The organism is Bauldia sp. (assembly GCF_020442045.1).
GTDB lineage: Bacteria > Pseudomonadota > Alphaproteobacteria > Rhizobiales > Kaistiaceae > Bauldia.
In genome coordinates this window covers 1-21,659 of record NZ_JAGRLA010000107.1, presented here as the reverse complement: position 1 = coordinate 21,659, position 21,659 = coordinate 1, and the positions used below count along the sequence as shown (strand labels likewise).

Annotated in this window: 18 protein-coding genes and 1 pseudogene; 10 read left to right on the top strand and 9 right to left on the bottom strand. The window is 67.3% G+C overall.

Annotation, left to right across the window (positions count from 1 at the left end; all coding sequences use genetic code 11):
* Positions 1-78: 78 nt before the first annotated feature.
* From fabI to fabA, 3 genes and pseudogenes are all read right to left on the bottom strand, one after another.
* A pseudogene (gene fabI, locus KDJ86_RS12090) lies at positions 79-897 on the bottom strand (enoyl-ACP reductase FabI); the annotation flags it as partial.
* Positions 898-923: 26 nt separating this feature from the next.
* Entirely contained in the window at positions 924-2,147 is a 1,224-nt protein-coding gene (gene fabB / locus KDJ86_RS12085; protein ID WP_291745940.1) for a beta-ketoacyl-ACP synthase I, read from the bottom strand.
* Positions 2,148-2,212: 65 nt separating this feature from the next.
* Positions 2,213-2,740 carry a bifunctional 3-hydroxydecanoyl-ACP dehydratase/trans-2-decenoyl-ACP isomerase gene (fabA, locus tag KDJ86_RS12080; RefSeq protein ID WP_291745937.1) on the bottom strand — a complete coding sequence of 176 codons (528 nt, stop codon included), beginning with the start codon at positions 2,738-2,740 and terminating at the stop codon, positions 2,213-2,215.
* A gap of 331 nt (positions 2,741-3,071) precedes the next feature.
* Between fabA and irr the strand changes: the two genes are divergently transcribed.
* On the top strand, positions 3,072-3,515 hold the full coding sequence (gene irr / locus KDJ86_RS12075; protein ID WP_291745935.1) for a Fur family transcriptional regulator Irr: 444 nt from the start codon (positions 3,072-3,074) through the stop codon (positions 3,513-3,515).
* A 67-nt stretch (positions 3,516-3,582) separates the two neighbouring features.
* Here irr and KDJ86_RS12070 read toward each other — a convergent pair whose 3' ends face one another.
* Positions 3,583-4,107, bottom strand: coding sequence for an SH3 domain-containing protein (locus KDJ86_RS12070; protein ID WP_291745933.1), 525 nt, complete (start codon positions 4,105-4,107; stop codon positions 3,583-3,585).
* Between the two features lie 161 nt (positions 4,108-4,268).
* Positions 4,269-5,054, bottom strand: a complete 786-nt coding sequence (moeB, locus tag KDJ86_RS12065) for a molybdopterin-synthase adenylyltransferase MoeB (RefSeq protein WP_291745931.1) — start codon at positions 5,052-5,054, stop codon at positions 4,269-4,271.
* A gap of 499 nt (positions 5,055-5,553) precedes the next feature.
* Here moeB and KDJ86_RS12060 point away from each other — a divergent pair, with 499 nt between their 5' ends.
* On the top strand, positions 5,554-6,483 hold the full coding sequence (locus KDJ86_RS12060) for a c-type cytochrome (protein ID WP_367116794.1): 930 nt from the start codon (positions 5,554-5,556) through the stop codon (positions 6,481-6,483).
* Between the two features lie 5 nt (positions 6,484-6,488).
* On the opposite strand, the gene KDJ86_RS12055 is transcribed toward KDJ86_RS12060, so the two are convergent.
* Positions 6,489-8,396 carry a transglycosylase domain-containing protein gene (locus KDJ86_RS12055; RefSeq protein WP_291745928.1) on the bottom strand — a complete coding sequence of 636 codons (1,908 nt, stop codon included), beginning with the start codon at positions 8,394-8,396 and terminating at the stop codon, positions 6,489-6,491.
* 52 nt (positions 8,397-8,448) lie between these two features.
* On the opposite strand from KDJ86_RS12055, the gene KDJ86_RS12050 reads away from it, so the two are divergent.
* The 7 genes from KDJ86_RS12050 (at position 8,449) to KDJ86_RS12020 (ending at position 16,839) form a co-directional block, all read left to right on the top strand.
* Positions 8,449-8,817: a hypothetical protein gene (locus KDJ86_RS12050; RefSeq protein ID WP_291745925.1), complete on the top strand. Its 369-nt coding sequence runs from the start codon at positions 8,449-8,451 to the stop codon at positions 8,815-8,817.
* A 202-nt stretch (positions 8,818-9,019) separates the two neighbouring features.
* Positions 9,020-10,690, top strand: coding sequence for an FAD-dependent oxidoreductase (locus KDJ86_RS12045; RefSeq protein ID WP_291745924.1), 1,671 nt, complete (start codon positions 9,020-9,022; stop codon positions 10,688-10,690).
* Between the two features lie 61 nt (positions 10,691-10,751).
* Positions 10,752-13,754 carry a DNA polymerase I gene (gene polA / locus KDJ86_RS12040; RefSeq protein WP_291745921.1) on the top strand — a complete coding sequence of 1,001 codons (3,003 nt, stop codon included), beginning with the start codon at positions 10,752-10,754 and terminating at the stop codon, positions 13,752-13,754.
* 2 nt (positions 13,755-13,756) lie between these two features.
* Positions 13,757-15,040 carry a glycoside hydrolase family 3 N-terminal domain-containing protein gene (locus tag KDJ86_RS12035; protein ID WP_291745919.1) on the top strand — a complete coding sequence of 428 codons (1,284 nt, stop codon included), beginning with the start codon at positions 13,757-13,759 and terminating at the stop codon, positions 15,038-15,040.
* Between the two features lie 87 nt (positions 15,041-15,127).
* Positions 15,128-16,003 carry a hypothetical protein gene (locus KDJ86_RS12030; RefSeq protein ID WP_291745916.1) on the top strand — a complete coding sequence of 292 codons (876 nt, stop codon included), beginning with the start codon at positions 15,128-15,130 and terminating at the stop codon, positions 16,001-16,003.
* 4 nt (positions 16,004-16,007) lie between these two features.
* A complete protein-coding gene (locus KDJ86_RS12025) occupies positions 16,008-16,304 on the top strand; it encodes a hypothetical protein (RefSeq protein WP_291745913.1) in 297 nt (98 codons plus the stop codon).
* Between the two features lie 40 nt (positions 16,305-16,344).
* Positions 16,345-16,839, top strand: coding sequence for a GNAT family N-acetyltransferase (locus tag KDJ86_RS12020; protein ID WP_291745911.1), 495 nt, complete (start codon positions 16,345-16,347; stop codon positions 16,837-16,839).
* A gap of 10 nt (positions 16,840-16,849) precedes the next feature.
* Here the strand turns inward: KDJ86_RS12020 and olsB are convergent, their stop codons facing one another.
* Together olsB and KDJ86_RS12010 are read right to left on the bottom strand one after the other, a co-directional pair.
* Positions 16,850-17,683: a l-ornithine N(alpha)-acyltransferase gene (gene olsB, locus KDJ86_RS12015; RefSeq protein ID WP_291745970.1), complete on the bottom strand. Its 834-nt coding sequence runs from the start codon at positions 17,681-17,683 to the stop codon at positions 16,850-16,852.
* Between the two features lie 239 nt (positions 17,684-17,922).
* Entirely contained in the window at positions 17,923-20,250 is a 2,328-nt protein-coding gene (locus tag KDJ86_RS12010; protein WP_291745908.1) for a PAS domain-containing hybrid sensor histidine kinase/response regulator, read from the bottom strand.
* 156 nt (positions 20,251-20,406) lie between these two features.
* Here KDJ86_RS12010 and KDJ86_RS12005 point away from each other — a divergent pair, with 156 nt between their 5' ends.
* Entirely contained in the window at positions 20,407-21,081 is a 675-nt protein-coding gene (locus KDJ86_RS12005; RefSeq protein WP_291745906.1) for a M15 family metallopeptidase, read from the top strand.
* A 290-nt stretch (positions 21,082-21,371) separates the two neighbouring features.
* Here KDJ86_RS12005 and KDJ86_RS12000 read toward each other — a convergent pair.
* The coding region (locus KDJ86_RS12000) for a magnesium chelatase subunit ChlI family protein (RefSeq protein WP_521085285.1) at positions 21,372-21,659 on the bottom strand (288 nt) is incomplete at its 5' end.

Sequence of the window (21,659 nt, the reverse complement as noted above, 5' to 3'; positions counted from 1 at the left end):
GGAAGGCGGATCGTCTTCGCCGTTGCCGTTCGGGCTCACACCGTTCTTGGCCGCGGCCTGCGGCTTCTCGTCGGGCTCGTCCAGGGTCTTGAGGCCGGCAAGCCGCGGCATCGAGACGATGTTGTAGCCCGAATCGACGAAGTGGATCTCGCCGGTCACCGCCGAGGAAAGATCGGACAGCAGGTAGACGGCGGTATTGCCGATCTCCTCGAGGCCGACCGAACGGCGCAGCGGCGAGTTCTCCCGCTGGTAGTTGAACATGACCCGCGCATCGGAGATCCCGGCGCCGGCCAGCGTCCGTACAGGGCCCGCCGAGATGGCGTTCACCCGGATGCCCCGGTCGCCGTAGTCGACCGCGAGATAGCGGACGCTCGCCTCAAGCGCCGCCTTGGCAACGCCCATGACGTTGTAGTTCGGCATCGCCCGGGTCGAGCCGCCATAGGTCAGGGTCACCATCGCGCCGCCATCCTTCATCAGCGACGCGGCGCGGCGCGCCACCTCGGTGAAGGAGAAGCAGGAGATCACCATCGTGCGGGTGAAATTGGCGCGGCTGGTATCGGCGTAGAGTCCCTTCAGCTCGGCCTTGTCGGAAAAGGCGATGGCATGGACGACGAAATCGATCGCCCCCCAGCGCTCGGCAATCGCCGCGAAGACCGAATCGAGCGATGCCGGATCGTCGGCATCCGGCTCGAGATCGACATCGCAGGGCAGGACGAAATCCGAACCGACGGATTCGGCCAACGGCCGGACCCGCTTGTCCATCGCCGGCGGCTGGTAGGTGAAGGCAAGTTCGGCGCCCGCGTCGGCGAGCTGCTTGGCAATGCCCCAGGCGATCGAATGGTCGTTGGCGACTCCCATCACGACGCCGCGTTTGCCGCTCATCAGGCCCGCTGTCATCGTTTCGCTCCCCGCCCGTTCTCTTCTCAGCCCGCGTATCGCGACAGCGCGAGCGTCGCATTGGTGCCGCCGAAGCCGAAGGAATTCGACAGCACGGTATTCAGTTCGACATCGTCCATCCGCTCCCGGACGATCGGCATATCGGCGAATTCGGGATCGAGCTCGTCGATATGCGCGGATGCCGCGATAAAGCGGTTGTTCATCATCAGCAGGCAGTAGATCGCCTCCTGGACGCCGGTCGCGCCCAGCGAATGCCCGGTCAGCGACTTGGTGGCCGAGATCGGCGGACTGGCATCGGCGCCGCCGAAAACCTTGCGGATCGCGTCGATTTCCGGCCCGTCACCAGCCGGCGTCGAGGTCGCATGCGGGTTGATATAGTCCACTTTTCCGTCAGTGCTGGCCAACGCCATCTTCATGCAGCGGACCGCGCCCTCGCCGGAGGGCACGACCATGTCATAGCCGTCCGACGTCGCACCATAGCCGACGACCTCGCCGTAGATGCGCGCGCCGCGCGCCTTGGCGTGTTCGAGTTCCTCGAGCACCAGCACGCCGGCGCCGCCGGCGATGACGAAGCCGTCGCGATCCTTGTCATAGGCGCGCGAGGCGACTTCCGGCCGGTCGTTGAAGTGGCTCGACATTGCGCCCATGCCGTCGAACAGCACCGACAGCGTCCAGTCGAGCTCCTCGCAGCCGCCGGCGAACATCACGTCCTGCTTGCCGATCTGGATGGTCTCGTAAGCGTTGCCGATGCAATGGCTCGAGGTCGAGCAGGCCGAGGAGATCGAGTAGGACAGGCCCTTGATCTTGAACCAGGTGGCGAGCGTCGCCGAGGCGGTCGACGACATCGCCTTTGGCACGGCGAAAGGCCCGACGCGCTTCGGTCCCTTTTCGCGGGTAACATCCGCCGCGGCGACGATGGTCCGTGTCGAAGGCCCGCCCGATCCCATGATGATGCCGGTGCGCTCGTTGGAGACGTCGCTCTCCTCGAGGCCGGCATCGCGGATCGCCTGGTCCATCGCGACATGGTTCCAGGCCGTGCCGCCGCCGTGGAAACGCATCGCGCGCCGGTCGATCATCGACTCGACGTCGAGATCCGGCGCGCCATGGACGTGGCAACGGAAGCCGAGTTCGGCGTAGCGATCGGCGCGAACGATGCCCGACCGCCCTTCGCGCAAGGATGCCAGCACCTCCTGCGTGTTGTTGCCGATCGAGGACACGATCCCCATGCCCGTCACGACGACCCGCTTCATGTCAGATTCCCTTTATCCGTCTGGTTGCCGGTTCTGCGGCGTCGTCCGCCGCGCTTCGGCGATGTTCAGCCGATCGCCGGCTTCGGCTCGCCCTTGAACAGCCCGACCTTGAGGTCGGTGGCCCGGTAGATGGTTTCGCCATCGACCTTCAGCCAGCCGTCTCCGATGCCGAGGACCAGTTTCGACTTCAGCACCCGTTTCAGGTCGATGCCGTATTGAACGATCTTGGCTGTCGGCAGGACCATTCCGGAAAACTTCACCTCGCCGACCGACAGCGCGCGCCCCTTGCCGGGCAGGTTCAACCAGCCGAGAAAGAAGCCGAGCATCTGCCACAGCGCGTCGAGCCCGAGACAACCGGGCATGACCGGGTCGTCCTTGAAATGGCAAAGGAAGAACCAGAGGTCTGGCTTGACGTCGAGCTCGGCCCGAATCTCACCCTTGCCATGCTCGCCGCCGGTTTCGTTGATATGGGTGATCCTGTCGAACATCAGCATCGGCGGAAGCGGCAATTGCGCATTTCCCTCGCCGAACAATTCGCCGCGCGCGCAGGCGAGCAAGTCCTCGTAATCGAAGCTCGATGAGCGTGTGTCCATCCTGTCGAGCATGTCCCACTCTGTCTCTGGATTTCGAATGGCCGACCCCCCGGCCGCCGCTTCCGCCCCGCCGCGTGCCGACCTGTTGCGGCCTTCCTAACATCTAAAGCCGGCTACCGCCACAATATCGGGGCGCTGGTCGCATTCCGCAACTGCCGGCGTTCCGCGATCGGACGCGGACCGATCGACGCGTCATGCATTTCGACATTGCGGTTTCCGGCCTTGGAGATCAGAAATGGCGGCTTCATTGCGTTTGGCGCATGGCATACCTATAGTCGTGCGCGTTCACGAAACCCGGCGGCCTTGAACCGCGCGGCTGATGGAAACAACGATGGAAAACACCGCATTCACCCAAGGCGGCGAGCACGGCCGTTCCCCTGTCCGGACGATGCTCAGGGAAGCGGGCCTAAGGCCGACCAGGCAGCGCATGGCGCTCGCCGAGCTCCTGTTCAGAGACGGCAATCGGCATATTTCGGCCGAGGGACTGCACGAAGAGGCGATGGCCCGCCGGGTCCCCGTATCGCTGGCGACGGTCTACAACACCCTTCACCAGTTCACCGACGTCGGTCTCCTGCGCGAGGTCGCCGTCGACGGGTCGAAGACCTATTTCGATACCAACACCGATAACCACCATCATTTCTTCATCGAGGATGACGAGCGGGTGATCGACATCCCGCCCGGCCAGATGGGTGTCGACGACATCCCGACGCCGCCGGAGGGCTATGAGATCAGCCGCGTGGATGTGGTGGTGCGGCTGCGGCGCATCCGCGGCTAGCTCGATCCCTTCGCGAAGGATCGGCGGGCCGGGCCTTGTCGAGCCCGGCTTTTTGATGTTGGCGGCCCTATTCGATATCCTCGTCGGGATAGACGCCCCACAGCTGCTCGCGATCGATCCAGCCGGAAAAGCCCTTGCCTGCGATGCGGCAGAAGCCCGCCGAGCAGCGCTCGACGCTGCCGGTCACGCCGGGTTCGAGATATGCGGTGATCGCCGAGCCGGGCGTTGCCGAGGCGTGGATCGGGCGGGGATCGCCACCCGCCCAGGGCGCCACCACGGCGGTCCGCTTCCCCGAGAGCAGGCTTTGGAATATCCAGCCCGTCGTGCCGTCGGCGTCGCGCACCTTGCGCCAGTTGTCATATTCCTGGACGACCTCGATCGGCAGGCCCGGCTTCACGAAGACCCAGGCGATCTTGTAATCCTCGCCCGGTCCGACGCGGACATTGACGCGGCTGGCCTTGAGGCTGACGAAACGGGGAACCGGCAGGCCGCTCGGCCCGAGCTCGACGCCCGGTGACGCCTTGGGCGCCGCCTGGGGGCTGGTTGCGGGATGGATCGTCAGGATAACGGCGGCCAGTCCCGCCAAGCCCATGACCTTCCAGCCGAATCTCCGAAAGACCGATCGTTTCCGGGACGCTCCTCGCATCGCATTCACCCCACGCGTTACGCAACAAAACAGGGGCCGATATTGCGGCGGGCGTGGTTAAGGAGGTCTCAACGCGATGTCGTCCGCGGCGGCTTTCCGGCGTCGCGTCAGGGCGCGGCAGACGCCGTGCCGTTCAGCGGATTGGCGGGGTTCCAGGCGTAGCGAATCGTATCGAAGCGGGCGGCCCGTGCGTCATAGAGCAGCAGCCGGCCGACCAGGCCCTCGCCGATGCCGAGGATTTCCTTCAGAACCTCCAGCGCCTGCAGCGAGCCGACCACGCCGGTCAGGGCGCCGAGGATACCGGCCTGGGCGCAGGTCGGCAGGAGGCCTTCCGGCGGCGCTTCGGGGAAAAGGCAGCGGTAGGTGGGGTTCGGCCTGCCGTCGGGGCCGGCGAGCCACGGCTTCAGCGTCGTGATCGACCCGTCGAACTGGCCGACCGCAGCGGTCACCAGCGGCTTTTGCGAGCGAAAGCACTGGTCCGAAACGACGTAGCGGGTCTCGATGGTATCCGATCCGTCGGCGACGATGTCGTAGCGATCGATCAGGTCCGCGGCGTTGCCGGCATCGAGGCGGAGCGCATGCGGTTCGACCGTGACATACGGATTGATCCGGCGAACCGCCCCGGCGGCGCTCGTCACCTTGGCGGCGCCGACCGACTCCGTATCGTGGATCACCTGGCGCTGGAGATTGGAAAGGGCGACATGGTCGTCGTCGACAATGCCGAGCACGCCGACGCCGGCGGCGGCGAGATACTGGATCAATGGCGCGCCGAGACCGCCAGCGCCGATGACGAGCACCCGCGCCCGCTTCAGCTTCTGTTGCCCAGCGCCGCCGACATCGGCGAGCACGATGTGGCGGGCATAGCGTTCGATTTCCGCGCCGGAAAGGTCCATCGGCCGGAATCTAGTCGCGACCGGCCGGATTTGCGAGGCCGGTGTTTCCCACCGCCAATGGCCGGGTTGTGGCGAATTGGGATAGGATCACCGGGTTTCGACCGATCGGCCATGATGAGGAGGAAATCATGAGCTTGGGCAGGGAGATCACCGGCACCCGCGACACCACCTACAACCTGGTCAGCGTCCCTCCAGGGGGCGGAGACCTACGAGCGCTATGTCCGCGATGCCATCAATTCCAGCGACTACGAGATCGCCACCTACTTCCGCGAGGTACAGGAGGAGGAGAAGCGCCGCGCCGAACGTGCCAAGGACGCGCTCTACCGGGTGCTCGCCAGGCGAGCGCGGGTGCGCGCGGCCGAGGCGGCGGAGGGGTAGGCAAGCGCGGCCACCGCCCGTCCGCTGCCCGGGGCCGCTTGCCCGTTCGCCGACACCTTGCCATCATGCCTGGCGAGGCATGGGCGCTCGGGCCCGGCGACACCGAAGAGCGAGGGCCCCCGTGATCCGCAGGCTGATTGTTGCCGTTGTCGTCCTGGCCGTCGTGGCGGCGGTCATTCTGTGGTTCCTGACCGCGCCGAAAAGCTTCGCGGAAGCGGACCTTCCCGACCACACCCCCGATCTTGCCAATGGCGAGACGATGTTCTGGGCCGGAGGCTGCGAATCGTGCCACGCCGCGCCCGATGCGACCGGCGACGATCTTCTCAAGCTTGGCGGCGGTCTGGCGATGGCGACGCCTTTCGGCACCTTCAACGTTCCGAACATCTCGCCGGACGAGCAGACCGGCATCGGCACCTGGACGACGGCCGATTTCGTCGGCGCGCTGAAATACGGCGTCGGCAAGGGCGGCGTGCACCTCTACCCGGCTTTCCCCTATACCTCCTACCAGCGGATGAAGGTCGAGGACATCATCGACCTCAAGGCCTTCATGGACACGCTTCCGCCGGTCGAGAACGTCGTCGCGGACCACGAGCTCGGCTTCCCGTTCAACATCCGCCGCGGCCTCGGGCTCTGGCAGCTCGCCTTCGCCGGGAACGGCACATTCATTCCCGATCCGCAAGCCAGCGACCAGATCAATCGCGGCGCCTATCTGGTCGAGGGCCCGGGCCATTGCGGCGAGTGCCATACGCCGCGCAACATGGCCGGCGCGACTATCGCCGACCGCGCCTATAGCGGCGGCCCGGCGCCGGAAGGCGACGGCACCATCCCCAACATCACGCCGGACCCCGAGACCGGTATCGGCTCGTGGAGCGAGGACGACCTGGTCACCTTCTTCAAGACCGGCTTCACCCCCGACTTCGATTCGGTGGGCAGCACCATGGCGCCGGTCCAGCGCAACCTCGCGATGCTTTCCGACGAGGATATCGCGGCGATCGCCGCGTACCTGAAGACCCTGCCCGCCATCGCGTCGGAACCTGAGCCGGCTTCGTAGCGTCGTCAGTCTCCGAAGAGTCGGCGGAAGAAGCCCTTGCGCGGCTCGGCCGGCCGGGCGCTTGCGGGGCGGACGATGCTGCCGGTCGTCTCGGGCACGACGGTCAGCACCTCGCCGTCGTCGCCGATGGTGACGATCGGCGCCGTCAGTCCGCCGGGGTTGTTCGGGTCGCGGAAGTGGTAGGTGCCGGGGAGCGGAACCGGCTGCTTGCCATCGAGGGCGGCGCTCATGAAGCGCTGCCAGGTGATCGCCGGCACGTTGCCGCCAGAGGCCTTTTTGGTCGGCTTCGAATCGTCGTTGCCGAACCAGACACCGGCGACCAGCGCGCCGGTATAGCCGATGAACCAGGCATCGCGGAAATCCTGGCTGGTGCCGGTCTTGCCGGCGACTTGCCAGCCGGGAAGCGCGGCGCGCTTTCCGGTGCCGCGAACCACCACGTCCTGGAGCATCGCATTCATCATCGCGACGTAATAGGGGTCGATCATCCTGCCCGGCCCCGATCCCTGCCGCTCGTAAAGCACCTCGCCGCCGCTCGTGCGGATGCGATCGATGACGTGCGGGATGACGCCCTCGCCGCCATTGGCGAAGGCGGCGAAGGCGCCGGTCATTTCGAGGAGCGTCACCTCCGACGTGCCGAGCGCGATCGACGGCGTCGCCAGCAGCGGCGACACGACGCCGAGCCGCCGCGCCACCTCGGCGACACGGCGCGGGCCGACTTCGGCCGCGAGCTGTGCGGAGACGGTGTTCAGCGAGTGGGAGAGCGCCGACATCAGCGTCACCGGCCCGAGATACTTGCGGGTGTAGTTTTCCGGTTTCCAGCCGTTGATCGACACCGGTTCGTCGATCCGTACGGTTTCGGGAACCATGCCGGCTTCGAGCGCGGCAAGATAGACGAAGGGCTTGAAGGAGGAGCCCGGCTGGCGATGCGCGTTGATGGCGCGGTTGAACTGGCTCTTCGCATAGTCGCGACCGCCGATCAGCGCCTTGACCGCGCCGGACGGGTCCATGGCGATGAAGGCGCCCTGGCTGACGCCCCGCGCCTCGCCATCCTCGGCCAGCGTCTTGTTGAGCGCGCTCGCGGCGAGGGACTGCATGCGGAGGTCGATCGAGGTCTCGACCACCACGTCGGTATCGAGCGCGCCGACATAGCTCGGCAGCTGGTCCATGACCCAGTCGGCGACGTAGCGGCCGCTGCCGCCGGCAACGTCGCGAACCGCCCTGATCTCCTGCGACATGGCGAGGCTCGCCTCGCGGTCGGTAATGTAGCCCTGTTCATGCATCGCGGCGATGACCAGCTGGGCGCGCTCTTCGGCGCCCTTCGGGTTGGCGATCGGCGAATAGCGCGACGGCGCCTTGAGCAGGGCGGCGAGGGTCGCCGCCTCGGCGAGGCTCACGTCGCGGGCCGACTTGCCGAAATAACGCCGCGCCGCTGCGTCGACGCCGTAGGCGCCGGCACCGAGATAGACGCGATTGAGATAGAGCTCGAGGATCTCGTCCTTGGAAAGGCTCGCCTCCAGCCAGACGGCGAGGATCACCTCCTGGATCTTGCGCTCGAAGGAGCGCTCCGGCGTGAGGAAAAGGTTCTTGGCAAGCTGCTGGGTGAGGGTCGAGCCGCCCTGGACGATCCGGCCCGCCGAGAAGTTCTCGGCAAAGGCGCGGACGAGGCCGATCGGATCGATGCCGAAATGGTAGCGGAACCGCCGGTCCTCGATGGCGATCACCGCCTCCGGCAGATAGGCCGGCATCTCCTCGAGGCTGAGCGTCTGCCCGACCGTGTCGGCGCGGTTGGTGATCAGCCGGCCGTCGGCGGAGACGATGCGGACATTCGCCGGGCGGTCGGGCAGCGCCCATTCGGCGCTTGGCGGCAGCTTCGACCACGAGTAGCCGACGAGGCCCGCGATGCCGGCAACCACGATGATCGTCGCGACGACCGACCAGTAGACGACGCCACGGACCGTGCGGCCGATGACGCCAAGGAAGCCGCGGCGCGCCGTGCCGCGGCCGGTGGTGCGCCCAGTGGTTCGGCGCGTGGTGCGGCGCGTGACCTTGCGCCGGAACGTCGTCTTGCCGGATGAAGCGCTGGCTGGCCGCTTTGCCGGCACCTTTCGCGCCGGCGCCTTCGCCCGGCTGGCGGCGGCCTTCGATTTCGAGGATGCCGCCTTCGCGGCCGCGCGCGGCTTCGCCGGCCGCTTGGCCGGTGCCTTCCCGGACCGGGTCGCAGCCTTGCTGGTGCTGAATTTCGGCTCGATTCGCTCGCCCTGGCGCTTCCTCGCCATGCCTGCCGCTAACTCCATACAAAACGCGACTGACCCGCCGGTCTGCCGGGAAGGCTAGATGCGTCGGTTTAAGGCGCGGTGAATCGCCGATGGGAAACGATCGCCGGCACGAAAAGGCGGGCGATTGCACGCGATGGTCGATCTGGCAGGTGTTCGCGGCCTTTATCGTGGAAATGACGGACATAAAGTATTTCGGCGCAGCGGCATTCCATGGAACACTGACGGGCCACTGCCTCCCCATGTGGATTGCCGGACGCACGATGCTGACCACCGACGACCTTCGCGACTTTCCTTTCTTTTCCGACCTTTCGACAGAGCAACTTGCCGATATCGCCAAGCACGCCGCCGACATCAGCCTCGAAACCGGCCAATACGCCGCGCATCGGGGGGAGGATCCCGCCTTCTTCGCGGTGCTTTCCGGGCAGCTCGAGCTGACGCGGGTCGTCGACGGCGTCGAGCAGGCGATGTTCAAACGGCCGGCCGGCCAGATGTACGGCGAGGTCCAGCTGACCTACGGGGTGCAATTCATCGCCAGCGTGCGCGCCACCGAGCCGACGCGCGTGTTGCGGCTCGATGCCAAGCAATATGCCCGGCTCGCGGCCGACGCCCCTGAATTCGCAAGAAAGGTCCGTGAGCTCGCCGAATACCGCATCACCGGGCCGACCGGGTACCAGGGGATGGCGGCCGAGCAGCGTCCGCCCCAGGTCACGCTCTACGGTAGCCGCTGGGGCGATGCCTGCCTCGGGTTCCGGGAATTCCTCAACCGGAACCAGATCAGCTTCGACTGGGTGACGCCTGACGAGGCGGATGCGGCCTCGCGATGGAAGGGACCGCTGCCGGCGGATGCCGATGGCCCGGTCCTTCAGACCGCCGACGGAACGACCCTGGCCAACCCGTCGTTCCGCGAACTCGCCGAGCGCCTCGGGCTCCATACCGAGCCCGAGGAAGCCGAATATGACACGGTGATCATCGGCGGCGGACCGGCGGGGCTCGCCGCAGCGGTCTACGGCGCCTCGGAGGGGCTCCGGACGATCCTCGTCGAATGCCAGGCGCCGGGCGGCCAGGCGGGCACCTCGTCGCGGATCGAGAACTATCTCGGCTTTCCCCACGGCATTTCAGGCGACGAGCTGGCGAATCGCGCGCTCCACCAGGCCGGACGGCTCGGTGCCGAGATCGTGGTGACCCGGCGCGCCGTGAGGGTCGACGCGGAGCGCCGGGCGGTGATCCTCGACGGCGACCAGAGCCTGATCGCGCGAACCGCGATCATCGCCACCGGCGTCGGCTGGCGCCGGCTTGTCGTCGAGGGCTTCGACCGGCTGACCGGCAAGGGCATCTATTACGGCGCCGCCCGCAGCGAGGCGCCGCTGATGCAGGGGCTCGACATCCATCTGATCGGCGCCGGCAACTCGGCCGGCCAGGCGGCGCTCTTCTTCGCCAATCACGCCCGTTCGGTGACGCTGCTGGTACGCGGCGATTCGCTGGAAAAAAGCATGTCCCAGTACCTGATCGACCAGTTGCGCTCTAAGTCGAACATCAAGGTCGCGCTCGGCTGCGAGGTGAGGGGCGTGCACGGCACCGATCATCTCGCCGCCATCGATATCGTCGAGCGCGGCGGCGATGCGACGCGCCAGGAGACCTGCGGCGGGCTGTTCGTCTTCATCGGCGCCGATGCCGAGACCGGCTGGCTGCCGGCCGAGATCGCGCGCGATCCCAGGGGCTTCGTGCTGACCGGCCCCGACGTCCGGGCGGCCGGCCAATGGTCGCTCGACCGGGATCCCTATCTGCTCGAAACCAGCCTGCCGGGCTTCTTCGCCTGCGGCGACGTCCGGTTCGGGCCGGTGAAACGGGTAGCCGCTGCGGTCGGCGAGGGCTCGATGGCCATCGCCTTCGTCCACCAGTATCTCCGCGAGGTGGCATCGGGGCGGCAGTAGGCCCGGAACGAGGCGCGCTTCGGTCTGGTCATTTGCCGGCCGGGCGGACATATTCGCCCCCATGACCAAGCTCAAGAATCCGCCGATCGGCCCCGGCGACCACGTCTTCCTCGTCGACGGCTCGTCCTTCGTCTTCCGCGCCTATTTCCAGTCGATCAACCAGGACGCCAAGTACAACTACCGCTCGGACGGCCTGCCGACCGGCGCGGTCCGGCTGTTCTCGACCAAGCTCTACCAGTTCATCCGCGAAGGCGCGGTCGGCATCATGCCGACCCATCTCGCCATCCTCTTCGACAAGTCCGAGGAGACCTTCCGCAAGGAGATCTACCCCGACTACAAGGCGACCCGCCGCGAGCCGCCGGACGACCTCGTGCCGCAATTCCCGCTGATGCGCGAGGCGGTGACGGCCTTCGGTCTCGAGCCGATCGAGAAGGCCGGCTTCGAGGCCGACGACCTGATCGCCACCTACGCGGTCGAGGCGGAGAAGGCCGGCGCCGAGGTGCTCATCATCTCCTCCGACAAGGACCTGATGCAGCTCGTCACCGACAGGATCCTCTTCTACGACTTCGAATCGGGGATCAAGGGACGCTCCGGCCACCGGCCCGAGCGCAAGCTCGATATCGATGGCGTCATCGACTATTTCGGCGTGCCGCCGGAAAAGGTGACCGACGTCCAGGCGCTGGTCGGCGACACCTCGGACAACGTACCGGGCGTTCCCGGCATCGGCATCAAGACCGCCTCGGCGCTGATCAAGGACTATGGCGATCTCGAAACGCTGCTTTCCCGCGCCGGGGAGATCAAGCAGCCGAAGCGCCGCGAGACGCTGATCGAATATGCCGACCAGGCACGGCTCTCCAAGCGGCTGGTCACCCTTGACCGCCATGTCGATTGCGAGGTGCCGCTGGCGGCCACCCGCGTTGGCGACTTCGACGCCAATAAGCTGATCGCCTTCGCCAAGGCGCTGGAGCTGACGACGCTGACCAAGCGCGTCGCCGAAGCCTCGGGCCTCGACCCGAACGCGGTCGACGCCGACCCGAAGCTGAAATCCGACAAGCTCCACGCCGCGACCTATGCCGCGAAGCTGATGCCGGCGCCGGAGGAAGGAACCAGGGAAGACACCGCGAAGCCGGAAAAGGCGTCGCCACGGGCCGACTCCGGCGCCTTCACGCCGGCCGCGCGGGCGGTCGCCGGAGCGGCGGCGGCAACGGCGGCTCCGTTCGACCTCAAGGCCTATGCGACGATCACCGACCAAGCGGGCCTGGAGGCCCTGATCGCCGAAGCGGTGGGGACCGGCCATGTCGCCATCGCCGCCGAGACGACGTCGCCGGACCCGATGCAGGCCGAGCTCGTGGGGCTATCTTTCGCGACCGGACCGGGGCGGGCGGCCTATCTGCCGCTCGGCCATCGCAACGGCGAGGCGGACCTGCTCGATCCCGGCCTGCTGCCCGGCCAGGTGCCACTCGACACGGCGCTGGCGCTGTTGAAGCCGCTGTTCGAAGACGCCTCGGTGCTGAAGCTCGGCCACAACATCAAGCCTCTTGGCCTTTTCCTCGACCGCCAGGGCATTGCGCTCGCGCCCTTCGACGACACGATCCTCGTCTCCTACGCGCTCGACGCCGGCAAGGGCAGCGCCGCGCTCGGCGACCTCAGCGAACGCTGGCTCGACCACGCGCCGCTCGTCCGCAAGGAGATTGTCGGCTCGGGCCGTTCGGCGATCCCCTTCGCCCAGGTTCCCGTCGACAAGGCGGCTGAATATGTCGCCGAGCAGGCGGACCTGACCTTCCGCCTGTGGACGGCCCTCAGGCCGCGGCTCGTCGCCGAGCACATGACCAATCTCTACGAGACGCTGGAGCGGCCGCTGGTGCCGGTGCTCGCTCGCATGGAGGAGCGCGGCATTACCGTCGACCGCCAGGCCCTTTCGCGGCTTTCCGGAGAATTCGCCCAGAAGATCGGCGGCTTCGAGGATGAGATCCACAAGCTCGCCGGCGAGGAGTTCAACATCGGCTCGCCGAAGCAGCTTGGCGACATCCTGTTCGGCAAGTTCGGCCTGCCGGGCGGCAAGAAGACCAAGACCGGCGCCTGGTCGACCGGCGCCGATGTGCTCGACGAGCTGGCCGCGGGCGGAATAGAGCTCGCCGCACGCATCCTCGATTGGCGCCAGCTTTCCAAGCTGAAATCGACCTATACCGACCTGCTGCCGGGCTTCATCAACGCCGGGACCGGCCGTATCCACACCCAGTATGCGCTGGCCGCGACCTCGACCGGGCGGCTGTCGTCGTCGGAGCCCAACCTCCAGAACATCCCGATCCGCACCGAGGCCGGGCGGCGCATCCGCACCGCCTTCATCGCCGGGGACGGACGCAAGCTGATCTCGGCCGACTACAGCCAGATCGAGCTCCGTGTCTTCGCCCATGTCGCCGACATTCCGGAGCTGAAGCAGGCCTTCGCCGAAGGCCTCGACATCCACGCGATGACGGCGAGCGAGATGTTCAACGTCCCGGTCGAGGGCATGCCGCGTGAGGTCAGGAACCGCGCCAAGGCGATCAACTTCGGCATCATCTACGGCATTTCCGCCTTCGGCCTCGCCAACCAGCTCGCCATCCCGCGCGAGGAAGCCGGCGCCTATATCAAGCGCTATTTCGAGCGCTTCCCCGGTATCCGCGGCTACATGGACGCGATGAAGGCCCATGTCCGCGAGCATGGCTACGTGAGGACGTTGTTCGGGCGGAAGATCCATTTCCCACAGGTGAAATCGGGCAACGCTGCCGAGCGTGCCTTCGTCGATCGCGCCTCGATCAACGCCCCGATCCAGGGCTCCGCTGCCGATATCATCCGCCGCGCGATGATCCGCATGGAGCCGGCGCTGGACGCCGCGAAGCTCGAGGCCAGGATGCTGCTCCAGGTCCATGACGAGCTGGTCTTCGAGGCGCCGGAGGACGAGGTGGAGCAAGCGATGCCGGTGATCGCCGACGTCATGGCCAAGGCCGCCGAGCCGGCGGTCTGGCTGAGTGTGCCGCTCCGCGTCGATGCCGGCGCCGCGAAGAACTGGGACGAGGCGCACTAGCCGTGTCCGGATCGCGCCGACGATATCGCGGGACGGCGTGGGCGCTCGCGTGGGCGCTGGTCTTCGTCGCCGGCCCGGCCCATGCCGGGGCGCCGTCGCCGCGCCATTCGCTGCTCGAGCCGCCACCGGGCGTCGTGGTCGAGGGGAGCCATCCCGACCGGCTGCATCCGGACCGGCGGATGGAGCTGATCGCCCGCAAGATCGGCCAGATGATCATTGTCGGCTTTCCCGGCACCGAACCGGGTCAGCCCTGGCCGTCCAGGGTCGCGGCGATGATCGCCGATGGGCGGATCGGCGGCGTCATCCTCTTCGGCCACAATGTCCGCAACCCCCAACAGGTGCGGCGGCTGACGGGCGCAATGCGCGCCGCTGGCGGCGGCCTGACGCCTTTCGTCACCGCCGACCAGGAGGGTGGCTATATCCAGCGTTTCAAGCGCCGTCAGGGCTTCAAGGGACTGCCGTCCTCGGCGCGCACCATCTCCCAGAAGGGGCTCTGCAATGCCTGGTCGGTCTACCTCGACGCTGCGCGGGAGCTGGCGTCGCTCGGCATCAACGTCAATTTCGGCCCGGTCGTCGACCTCAACGTCAATCCGCGAAGCCCGGCGATCGGCCGCCTGAGGCGGAGCTACGGCGTCGATCCCGCGACGGTGGCGGGCTTCGCCCTGCAGTTCATCGGCGCCCATGCCGCGGCCGGTGTCCTCGCCGTCGCCAAGCATTTCCCCGGCCACGGCTCGGCGCTGCTCGATCCCCACAAGCGCGTGGTCGACGTCACCGGAACGTGGCGGCCCGAGGAGCTGGAGGTATTCCGCGACCTCATCCGGGACAATGCGGTGCCGATGATCATGGTCGGCCATCTGATCCATCCGCGCTTTTCCGACGGTGATCGCCCGGCGAGCCTGTCGCGCCGGGCGATCACCCTGGAGCTCCGCCAGCGGCTTGGGTTCAAGGGGCTGATCGTCACCGACGACCTTGGCATGGATGCGATCACCGACCGCTACGGCCTGGAGGAAGCGGCGGTGATGGCGGTCCGGGCCGGCGCCGATGTCCTGATTTTCGCCAACCAGCGTGCCGGCGACAACACTCTGGTCGATCGCGTCATCGCCCGGGTCTCGGGAGCCGTCGCGGCGGGCGCGGTGCCGGAATCGACCCTCGACCGCTCCTATCGGCGCATCCTCGCCGCCAAGCGGAAGCTCGCCGCGCCGCCCTCCGGCATGGCCGTACCGGGGCTCGCCGATGCGGTGACCCAGCTCTGCGCGATCCGTCGGCTCGCCGGCTACCTGGATTGATAACCGCGCCGGTAGCGCCATAATTGTGTCAACACTCGCGGGGCACACTCGGGGACGCCAACCAGAACGGTCGGGAGGGGTTTTGTCATGTGGAAGATGTGCGTATCGCTGCTTGCCGTGGCTCTGTTGTCGGCGCCGGTCCTCGCACAAGGGGCGTGGGCGGCCGACGAGGACATCGGCATCATCCGCGAGAAGGCGGGGACGCTCCCCCATGACGAGGCGCTGAAGCTGCTCGGCGAGACGCTCGGCAAGAGCATCGAGGCGACCCAGGCCGATCCGAGCATTCCGGACATCCTCGACGCGCTGGAGGCGAATATCGAGGCGACCCGGCAGATTCGCGAGATGGTGAGCGGTGCCGGCACCGTGACCGAAGAGCAGATCGCCGAGGTCGCGAGCCGGATATCGACCATCGCCAAGTCCTTCGACCAGATCGCCAGGCTTGCTCCGGAGGTCTTCGAGCGGCGCTATGCCGAGCTGTCCGACATCGACGCCATCGGCCAGGAGGTCGGCTTCCGCATCGCCGACGCCAATGCCCGGCTCGCGTCGCTCCGCCAGGGCAACGAGGAGATCGACAGCTACGTCCGTTCCGAGACGCTGTCCCATTCGGAGATCGAGAAGCTCCGCCTCACCCGCCAGGCGAATGACGCGGAAATCCACAGCCTCGAAGCGGCGGTCGCCGCCTGGGGCTATTTCTCGGAGCGCCATGCCGACGTGATGAAGCGGCTGGGCGACCAGTCCGAGAATCTCGACATCTTCTTCCACGCACTGAAGGAAAATGCCCGCGTCTATGGCGCCGCGGCCAGCACGCTCAACATGGCGAGCTCACTGGAGACGGCGCTCTCCGATCTCGGCAGCGTCGAGAATCTCGATTCGCTCCGGTCGGAGATGGTACGGTCCTGGACCGACCTGATGAAGATCGTCGACGAGGTCAATGACGGCCTTCGCCTGCAGCCCGGGATGTAGCTGAATGCGCCGCATCCTTATCGTCGCGATCGTCGCGGTCGGCGTCGCCGGCGTCTGGTGGCTCGCCGAGGATGGCGGACTGCAGCACAGGCTCGGCGAGATCGGTGGCGACGTGATGGAGCAGGTCAGCGGCAAGCCGGCGCCGAGCTGGGGCGACGTCGCCGACCGGGTCGGGGACTTCGCCAGGGAAGAAAGCGAATTGAAGAAGACCGTCGGTGGGCTCGGTGGCGGCTTGCCGGCGGACGGCGGCGATCCGGCGGCGAAATTGCCGGCCTCGGAAGCACTGGCGAAGCCGGAATGATACCGCGCTTCCGTGTCGGTGGCCGGTTCGGGGCCTGGCGATGACGACTGTCATTCGCGCGGCGGACGAGGACGACCTGCCGGCAATCCTCGCCATCTACAACGACGCCGTGGCGAACACGACCGCGATCTGGAACGACGCCACCGTCGATCTCGACAACCGTCGCGCCTGGCTCGCGACGCGCCGGGCACAGGACTACCCGGTGCTCGTCGCCGTCGTCGCGGACGAGGTGGTGGGCTACGGCTCCTTCGGCGATTTCCGCGCCTTCGAGGGTTACCGCTTCACCGTCGAGCACTCGATCTACGTGGCGGAAGGTGCGCGACGCCGCGGGATCGCGACGGCCCTGCTCACCGCCTTGATCGAGCGGGCGGCGGTGCTTGGCAAGCATGTGATGATCGGAGCGATTGCGGCCGACAACGAAGCTTCGCTCCGGCTGCACGAGGCCCATGGCTTCGTCGAGACCGGACGCATGCCCGAGGTCGGCACCAAGTTCGGCCGGTGGCTCGACCTCGTCTTCATGCAGAAGCGGCTCTGAGCCGCCCCCGTCAGGCGGCGTGGCGGCTGGCGTCCGGGCCGTAATAGTTGATGTAGCGGGTGTTGATCCGCTCCACGGGCAGCACAATGAAGACGTCCGTCGTGCCGAACTGCCAGTCGATCACCGCATCCTCGCAGATGTAGGCGCCGAGCCTGAGATAGCCCTTGATCAGCGGCGGCAGCTCGCGAAGGACGGCGAGATTGTTGACCTCTTCGCCGCCGGCCAGCTCGTCCAGCGAGATGCCGCGCCCGGGCAGGGCTCTTACCCGCCATTCCTCCGGCGTCGGCGCATAGCTGCGCAAGAAGCTGAGTTGCGGCGCCAGACGACGGGGATCGGTGCCTTCCAGCGAGGCGCAGCCGACCATCACGTCGATGCCGTTCTGGCGGACATAGCTCCAGATGCCGTGCCAGAGGAGCTCCACCGTCCGCTTGGTGCGATAGGGCTTGAGGACGCAGGACCGGCCGAGTTCGAGGAACGAGCGCTGGGTGTGGCGGCTGACGAGGCTGGCGATCTGGAATTCGCCGGCCGAGTAGAAGCCCTTTCGCTTCTCGGCGATCTCCTGGCGCAGCAGCCGGTAGGTGCCGACAATCTCCGGCGCCCCCATCGTGTCGTGGTCGAGTACGAGGAGATGGTCACAGACCTTGTCGAAGGGGTCGGAATCGCGGCCGAAAAACGCGGCCCGCGCATTGGCGACCGCGGACATCTCTTCGTAGAAGATGCGATAGCGAAGCCGTTGTGCCTGCTTGACCTCGTCGCCGGAACGGGCAAGCCGCACCTCAAGGCTGCCGATCCGACCCAATGAAGCGGCGGACTGGTCGAAACGGCGCCAAGCCATACGCATCATGCCGCCCGCGAATCGCTGTGGCATCAGGGGCATATAAGCCATGTCGCCTCCCTGAGGGATGGTTCCCACCGTCCCCGCAGCATCGCCTGTCGGGGTAGCCTCGGCAAGAACGATTCTGACGATAATAACCCGTCGGCCACCCGTTGTCTTCAAAGCCGAATCGTCTCGTCGGCTCCGCTCGACCGCGCGACAAAAACCACAGATTTTCTACGGTTTGGTGACAGCCAAGCCGTATATGGCTAATCCGAAAGGGCCTTTTCCGTCAAATCGGTGAGGAGGCGGCGGAGCGAATCGGGCGAAACCGGCTTTTCGAGAATCGAGTCGATTCCCGCGGCCCGCGCCTCGGCCCGCGTCTCCGGCAGGACATCCGCGGTCAGGGCGACCAGGCGTGCCGGCGCCCTGCCGGATTTCGCCTCATCGGCCCGGATCGCCCGTGCCGCCGCCAGCCCGTCGAGGCCCGGCATATGGAGATCCATCAGGATCAACGCGAACGGGGCCTCCCGACCGCGTATCTCGGCAACCGCGGCGTCGCCATTTTCGACAACGGTCACCGAATGCCCGAGGCCTTCCACCACCGCGCGGGCGAGGAGGGCGCTGATCTCGTTGTCCTCGGCAAGCAGGACGTCGAGGCTGGCCCGGGCCGGCCCCGGCGTCTCGGCCGGGCGTCCGCGCATGTCCTCCGGGTCAACATGGAAACCGCCCGGCGTGGCGACGAGTTCTTTGACGATGCGAATGAGCGACGATCGCCGGACCGGTCGAACCAGATAGGCGTCATAGCCGGTGGCGCGAAGGCCCTCGATCTCACCGCGCCCGGCCGGCTCGATGAGCACGACGATGCTGACTTTCGCGCCCGCCGCTTCGTGGATCCGCCGGAGCGCCCCCGCGGCGTCGTCGGTGAGCCGCCTGTCGAGCAGGATCGCGTGATAGGGAAGGCCGGCGGCGACGGCGGCCCCGACCAGACCCACCGCCGCGTTCAGGTTGGGCACCTGGCTGGCTTCCGCGCCGGCCCGGGCGAGCCCCCGTACCATGGCCGGCGCCTCCTCGTGCTCGGCCATGACGACGAGAACGCGGCGCCCGTCGAGAATGCGGGTCTCGTCACGTGCGGGACTCTCGACCGGCAGGTCGAGCGCGAAGCGGAACACCGAGCCACCCCCGTCGCGCGGCTCGACGGTAAGGTCACCGCCCATGCGGCGGACAATGCGGCGACTGATCGCCAGTCCGAGACCGGCCCCGCCGTGGCGCCGGTTGAGCCCGGCCTCGGCCTGTTCGAATTCGCTGAACAGCCGCTCGCTGTCTTGCGGCGCGATGCCCGGGCCGCTGTCCGAGACCGTGAAGACCAGTCGCGCCCCGCCGGCGGCGCTTGTCGTCGCGCGGACCGCGAGGGTGACGCCGCCATGGTCGGTGAACTTCACGCCGTTGCCGACCAGGTTGACCAGCACCTGGCGAAGGCGCGTCGCATCGACGGAAACCAGCCCCGGCACGTCCGCGGCGGTATCGGCGACGATATCGATGCCCTTGGCATGGGCGCGGGGCGCCAGCAGCTCGATGATTTCCTGGAGCAGCGTCTCGAGGTCGGTCGATTCCGGCCGCAGGTCCAGTCGCTCCGCCTCGATCTTGGAAAAGTCGAGCATGTCGTCGATCAGGCCGAGCAGCGCGTCACCGGAGGACTGGACGCCTCGGGCATAGGTCTCCTGCACGGGTGTCAGCCGGGTCTCGAGCAGCAGGGCATTGAGGCCGAGAATGCCGTTGAGCGGCGTCCGGAATTCGTGGCTGACGGTGGCGAGGAGGCGCGACTTGGCCTGGCTCGCGGCCTCGGCCTTCTTCCGTGCCTCGACCAGGGCCAGTTCCACCTCCTTGCGCGCGGTGATATCGCGGGCGACCGAATGGACCGGGCCGAGGATGCCGGCTTCGTCGCGGATCCGGATATCGACCCAGGCGAACCATCGCGGTCCATCCGTGGTGGCGAGCTTGAGGTCGCGCGCCGCCACGTCACCGGGCGAGGACCGGTCGTCCGCCGGCGCTTCCTCGAGGGGTGCCAGCGACAGCGGCCTGCCGATCACCTCTTCTTCCTCGACGCCGAACGCCTTGAGGAAGGCGGTGTTGATGAATGTCACCTGCCCGCTGGCGTCGCGGTGGACGACGAGGTCGCCCTGCGCCTCGATCAGGCCGCGGTAGCGCTCCTCGTTCTCGCGAAGCTCCCAGGCCGTGTCGGCGATGCGCTCCAGCGTCGTTGCCAGCTCGAGCTTCTCCCGGCCGAGCGCTTCGAGGTGTCTGCGATAGCGGCTCTCGTCGATGCGCGAGGCGCCCCACAGCGACACCGCGCCGAGGATGACGGCGATCGGAGCGGCGAGCGGCATCGTGCCCGGGGCGACATAGGCGAGCGCGAGGGCGACGAGCGCGACGAGGCCCGCGAGCGCCGCGAAGAGGCCGGCGGCGACCGGGTTCATCCGGCCATGCGCGGGCGGCGCGGCGGGCTCCGGCCCGGTCCGTCGCGCCCTGGCGATCACGGCTTCGAGCCGCGGCTCGAGAGCGTCCGGATCCTGATCGGATGGTGCGGGAAGGGCCATGTCGCGTCTGCCTCCTCCGTCCCGGAGTGGCCGGGCGGGTGACGACAGACTGGCAGGTCATGCTTTCCAAATGTTTGATCGGTCGGCTGAGCTGTTCGCCGGCACCGGCGGCAAAGCAGCTTGCGGGCGGGCGGCGAATGGGGTGAAGTCGCCCCCATGCGTGCATTCACCCTTTTTCTGGCTGTCATGACCCTTTCAACAGCGTCGGCGAATGCCGAGGAACGGCCGGCGGATTTCGTCAATGTCGCGGATGTCGTGCCCGGTCTCGTGGTCGAGGCGCGCTACGCCGGCTACTACAATTTCGTCGGCCAGCCGATCGAGGGCTATGAGGCGCCGGTCTGCCTGCTCACCAGGCAGGCGGCCGAGGCGCTGGTCCAGGTCCAGGGTTCGCTCAAGCCCTTCGGCTTCGGCCTCAAGGTCTTCGACTGCTATCGACCGGCCCGCGCGGTCGCCGAATTCGTGCGCTGGGCGGAAGATGCCGGCGACACCCGGATGAAGCCGGAATTCTATCCGGAGATCGACAAGAGCGAGCTTTTTCCGAAGGGTTATATCGCTGAAAAGTCAGGACATTCCCGCGGGTCCACCGCGGACCTGACGCTGGTCGACCTGCCCACCGGGGTCGAGGTCTATATGGGAACCGGCTTCGACTTCTTCTCGGAGCGCTCCTGGCCGGATGACCCGGAGCAGCCGAGCGAGGCGCGCGCCAACCGGCTGATGCTGTCGAGCGTGATGCAACGTCACGGATTCAAGCCCTATCCCTACGAGTGGTGGCATTTCACCCTCGTCGACGAGCCCTATCCGGACACCTATTTCGATTTCTCGGTGAAGTAGCCGCCCGGACGCTTCGTCGATTGAGCCCCAGGCCTGGCGAAAAGCGGCGACGGGATGCCGCGGCGCGGTATGCGAATTGCCGCCCGAGTCGCTCGCTGAGCAGGAGCGGATCGCCGGGGCGATGGTCCGCGGTGATGAGGAGCGTGCGTCGGCACGGATGCGCGTCCATCTGGTGCGGGATCGGTCGGCAGCGTCCCGCCAATCCCGAGCGACACGGCCGAAACCCCGACGAAAGAGGAGGCGGAGACGGTGCGCGTCTCCGACCTCACGCCCGGCTGACGCCGAGCTGCCTAAGCAGCGGCGGCGAGAATATCGCCGATTGCGCGGTAGCTCAGGGCTTCCGCGAGGTGGATGCGGCCGACCGGGCCGCTGGCGTCGAGGTCGGCCAGTGTCCGCGCCACCTTGAGCACCCGGTGATAGCCGCGCGCCGAAAGCTGCATCGCCTCGGCGGCGTTCTTCAAGAGGGCGATCGCCGGCTCGTCGAGCGCGACGATCTTCTCGATCGTCGAAGGCGAGCACTGCCCGTTGCAGACCGCGTCGATCCCGTATTCGGCGAAGCGGTCGCGCTGGATGGCGCG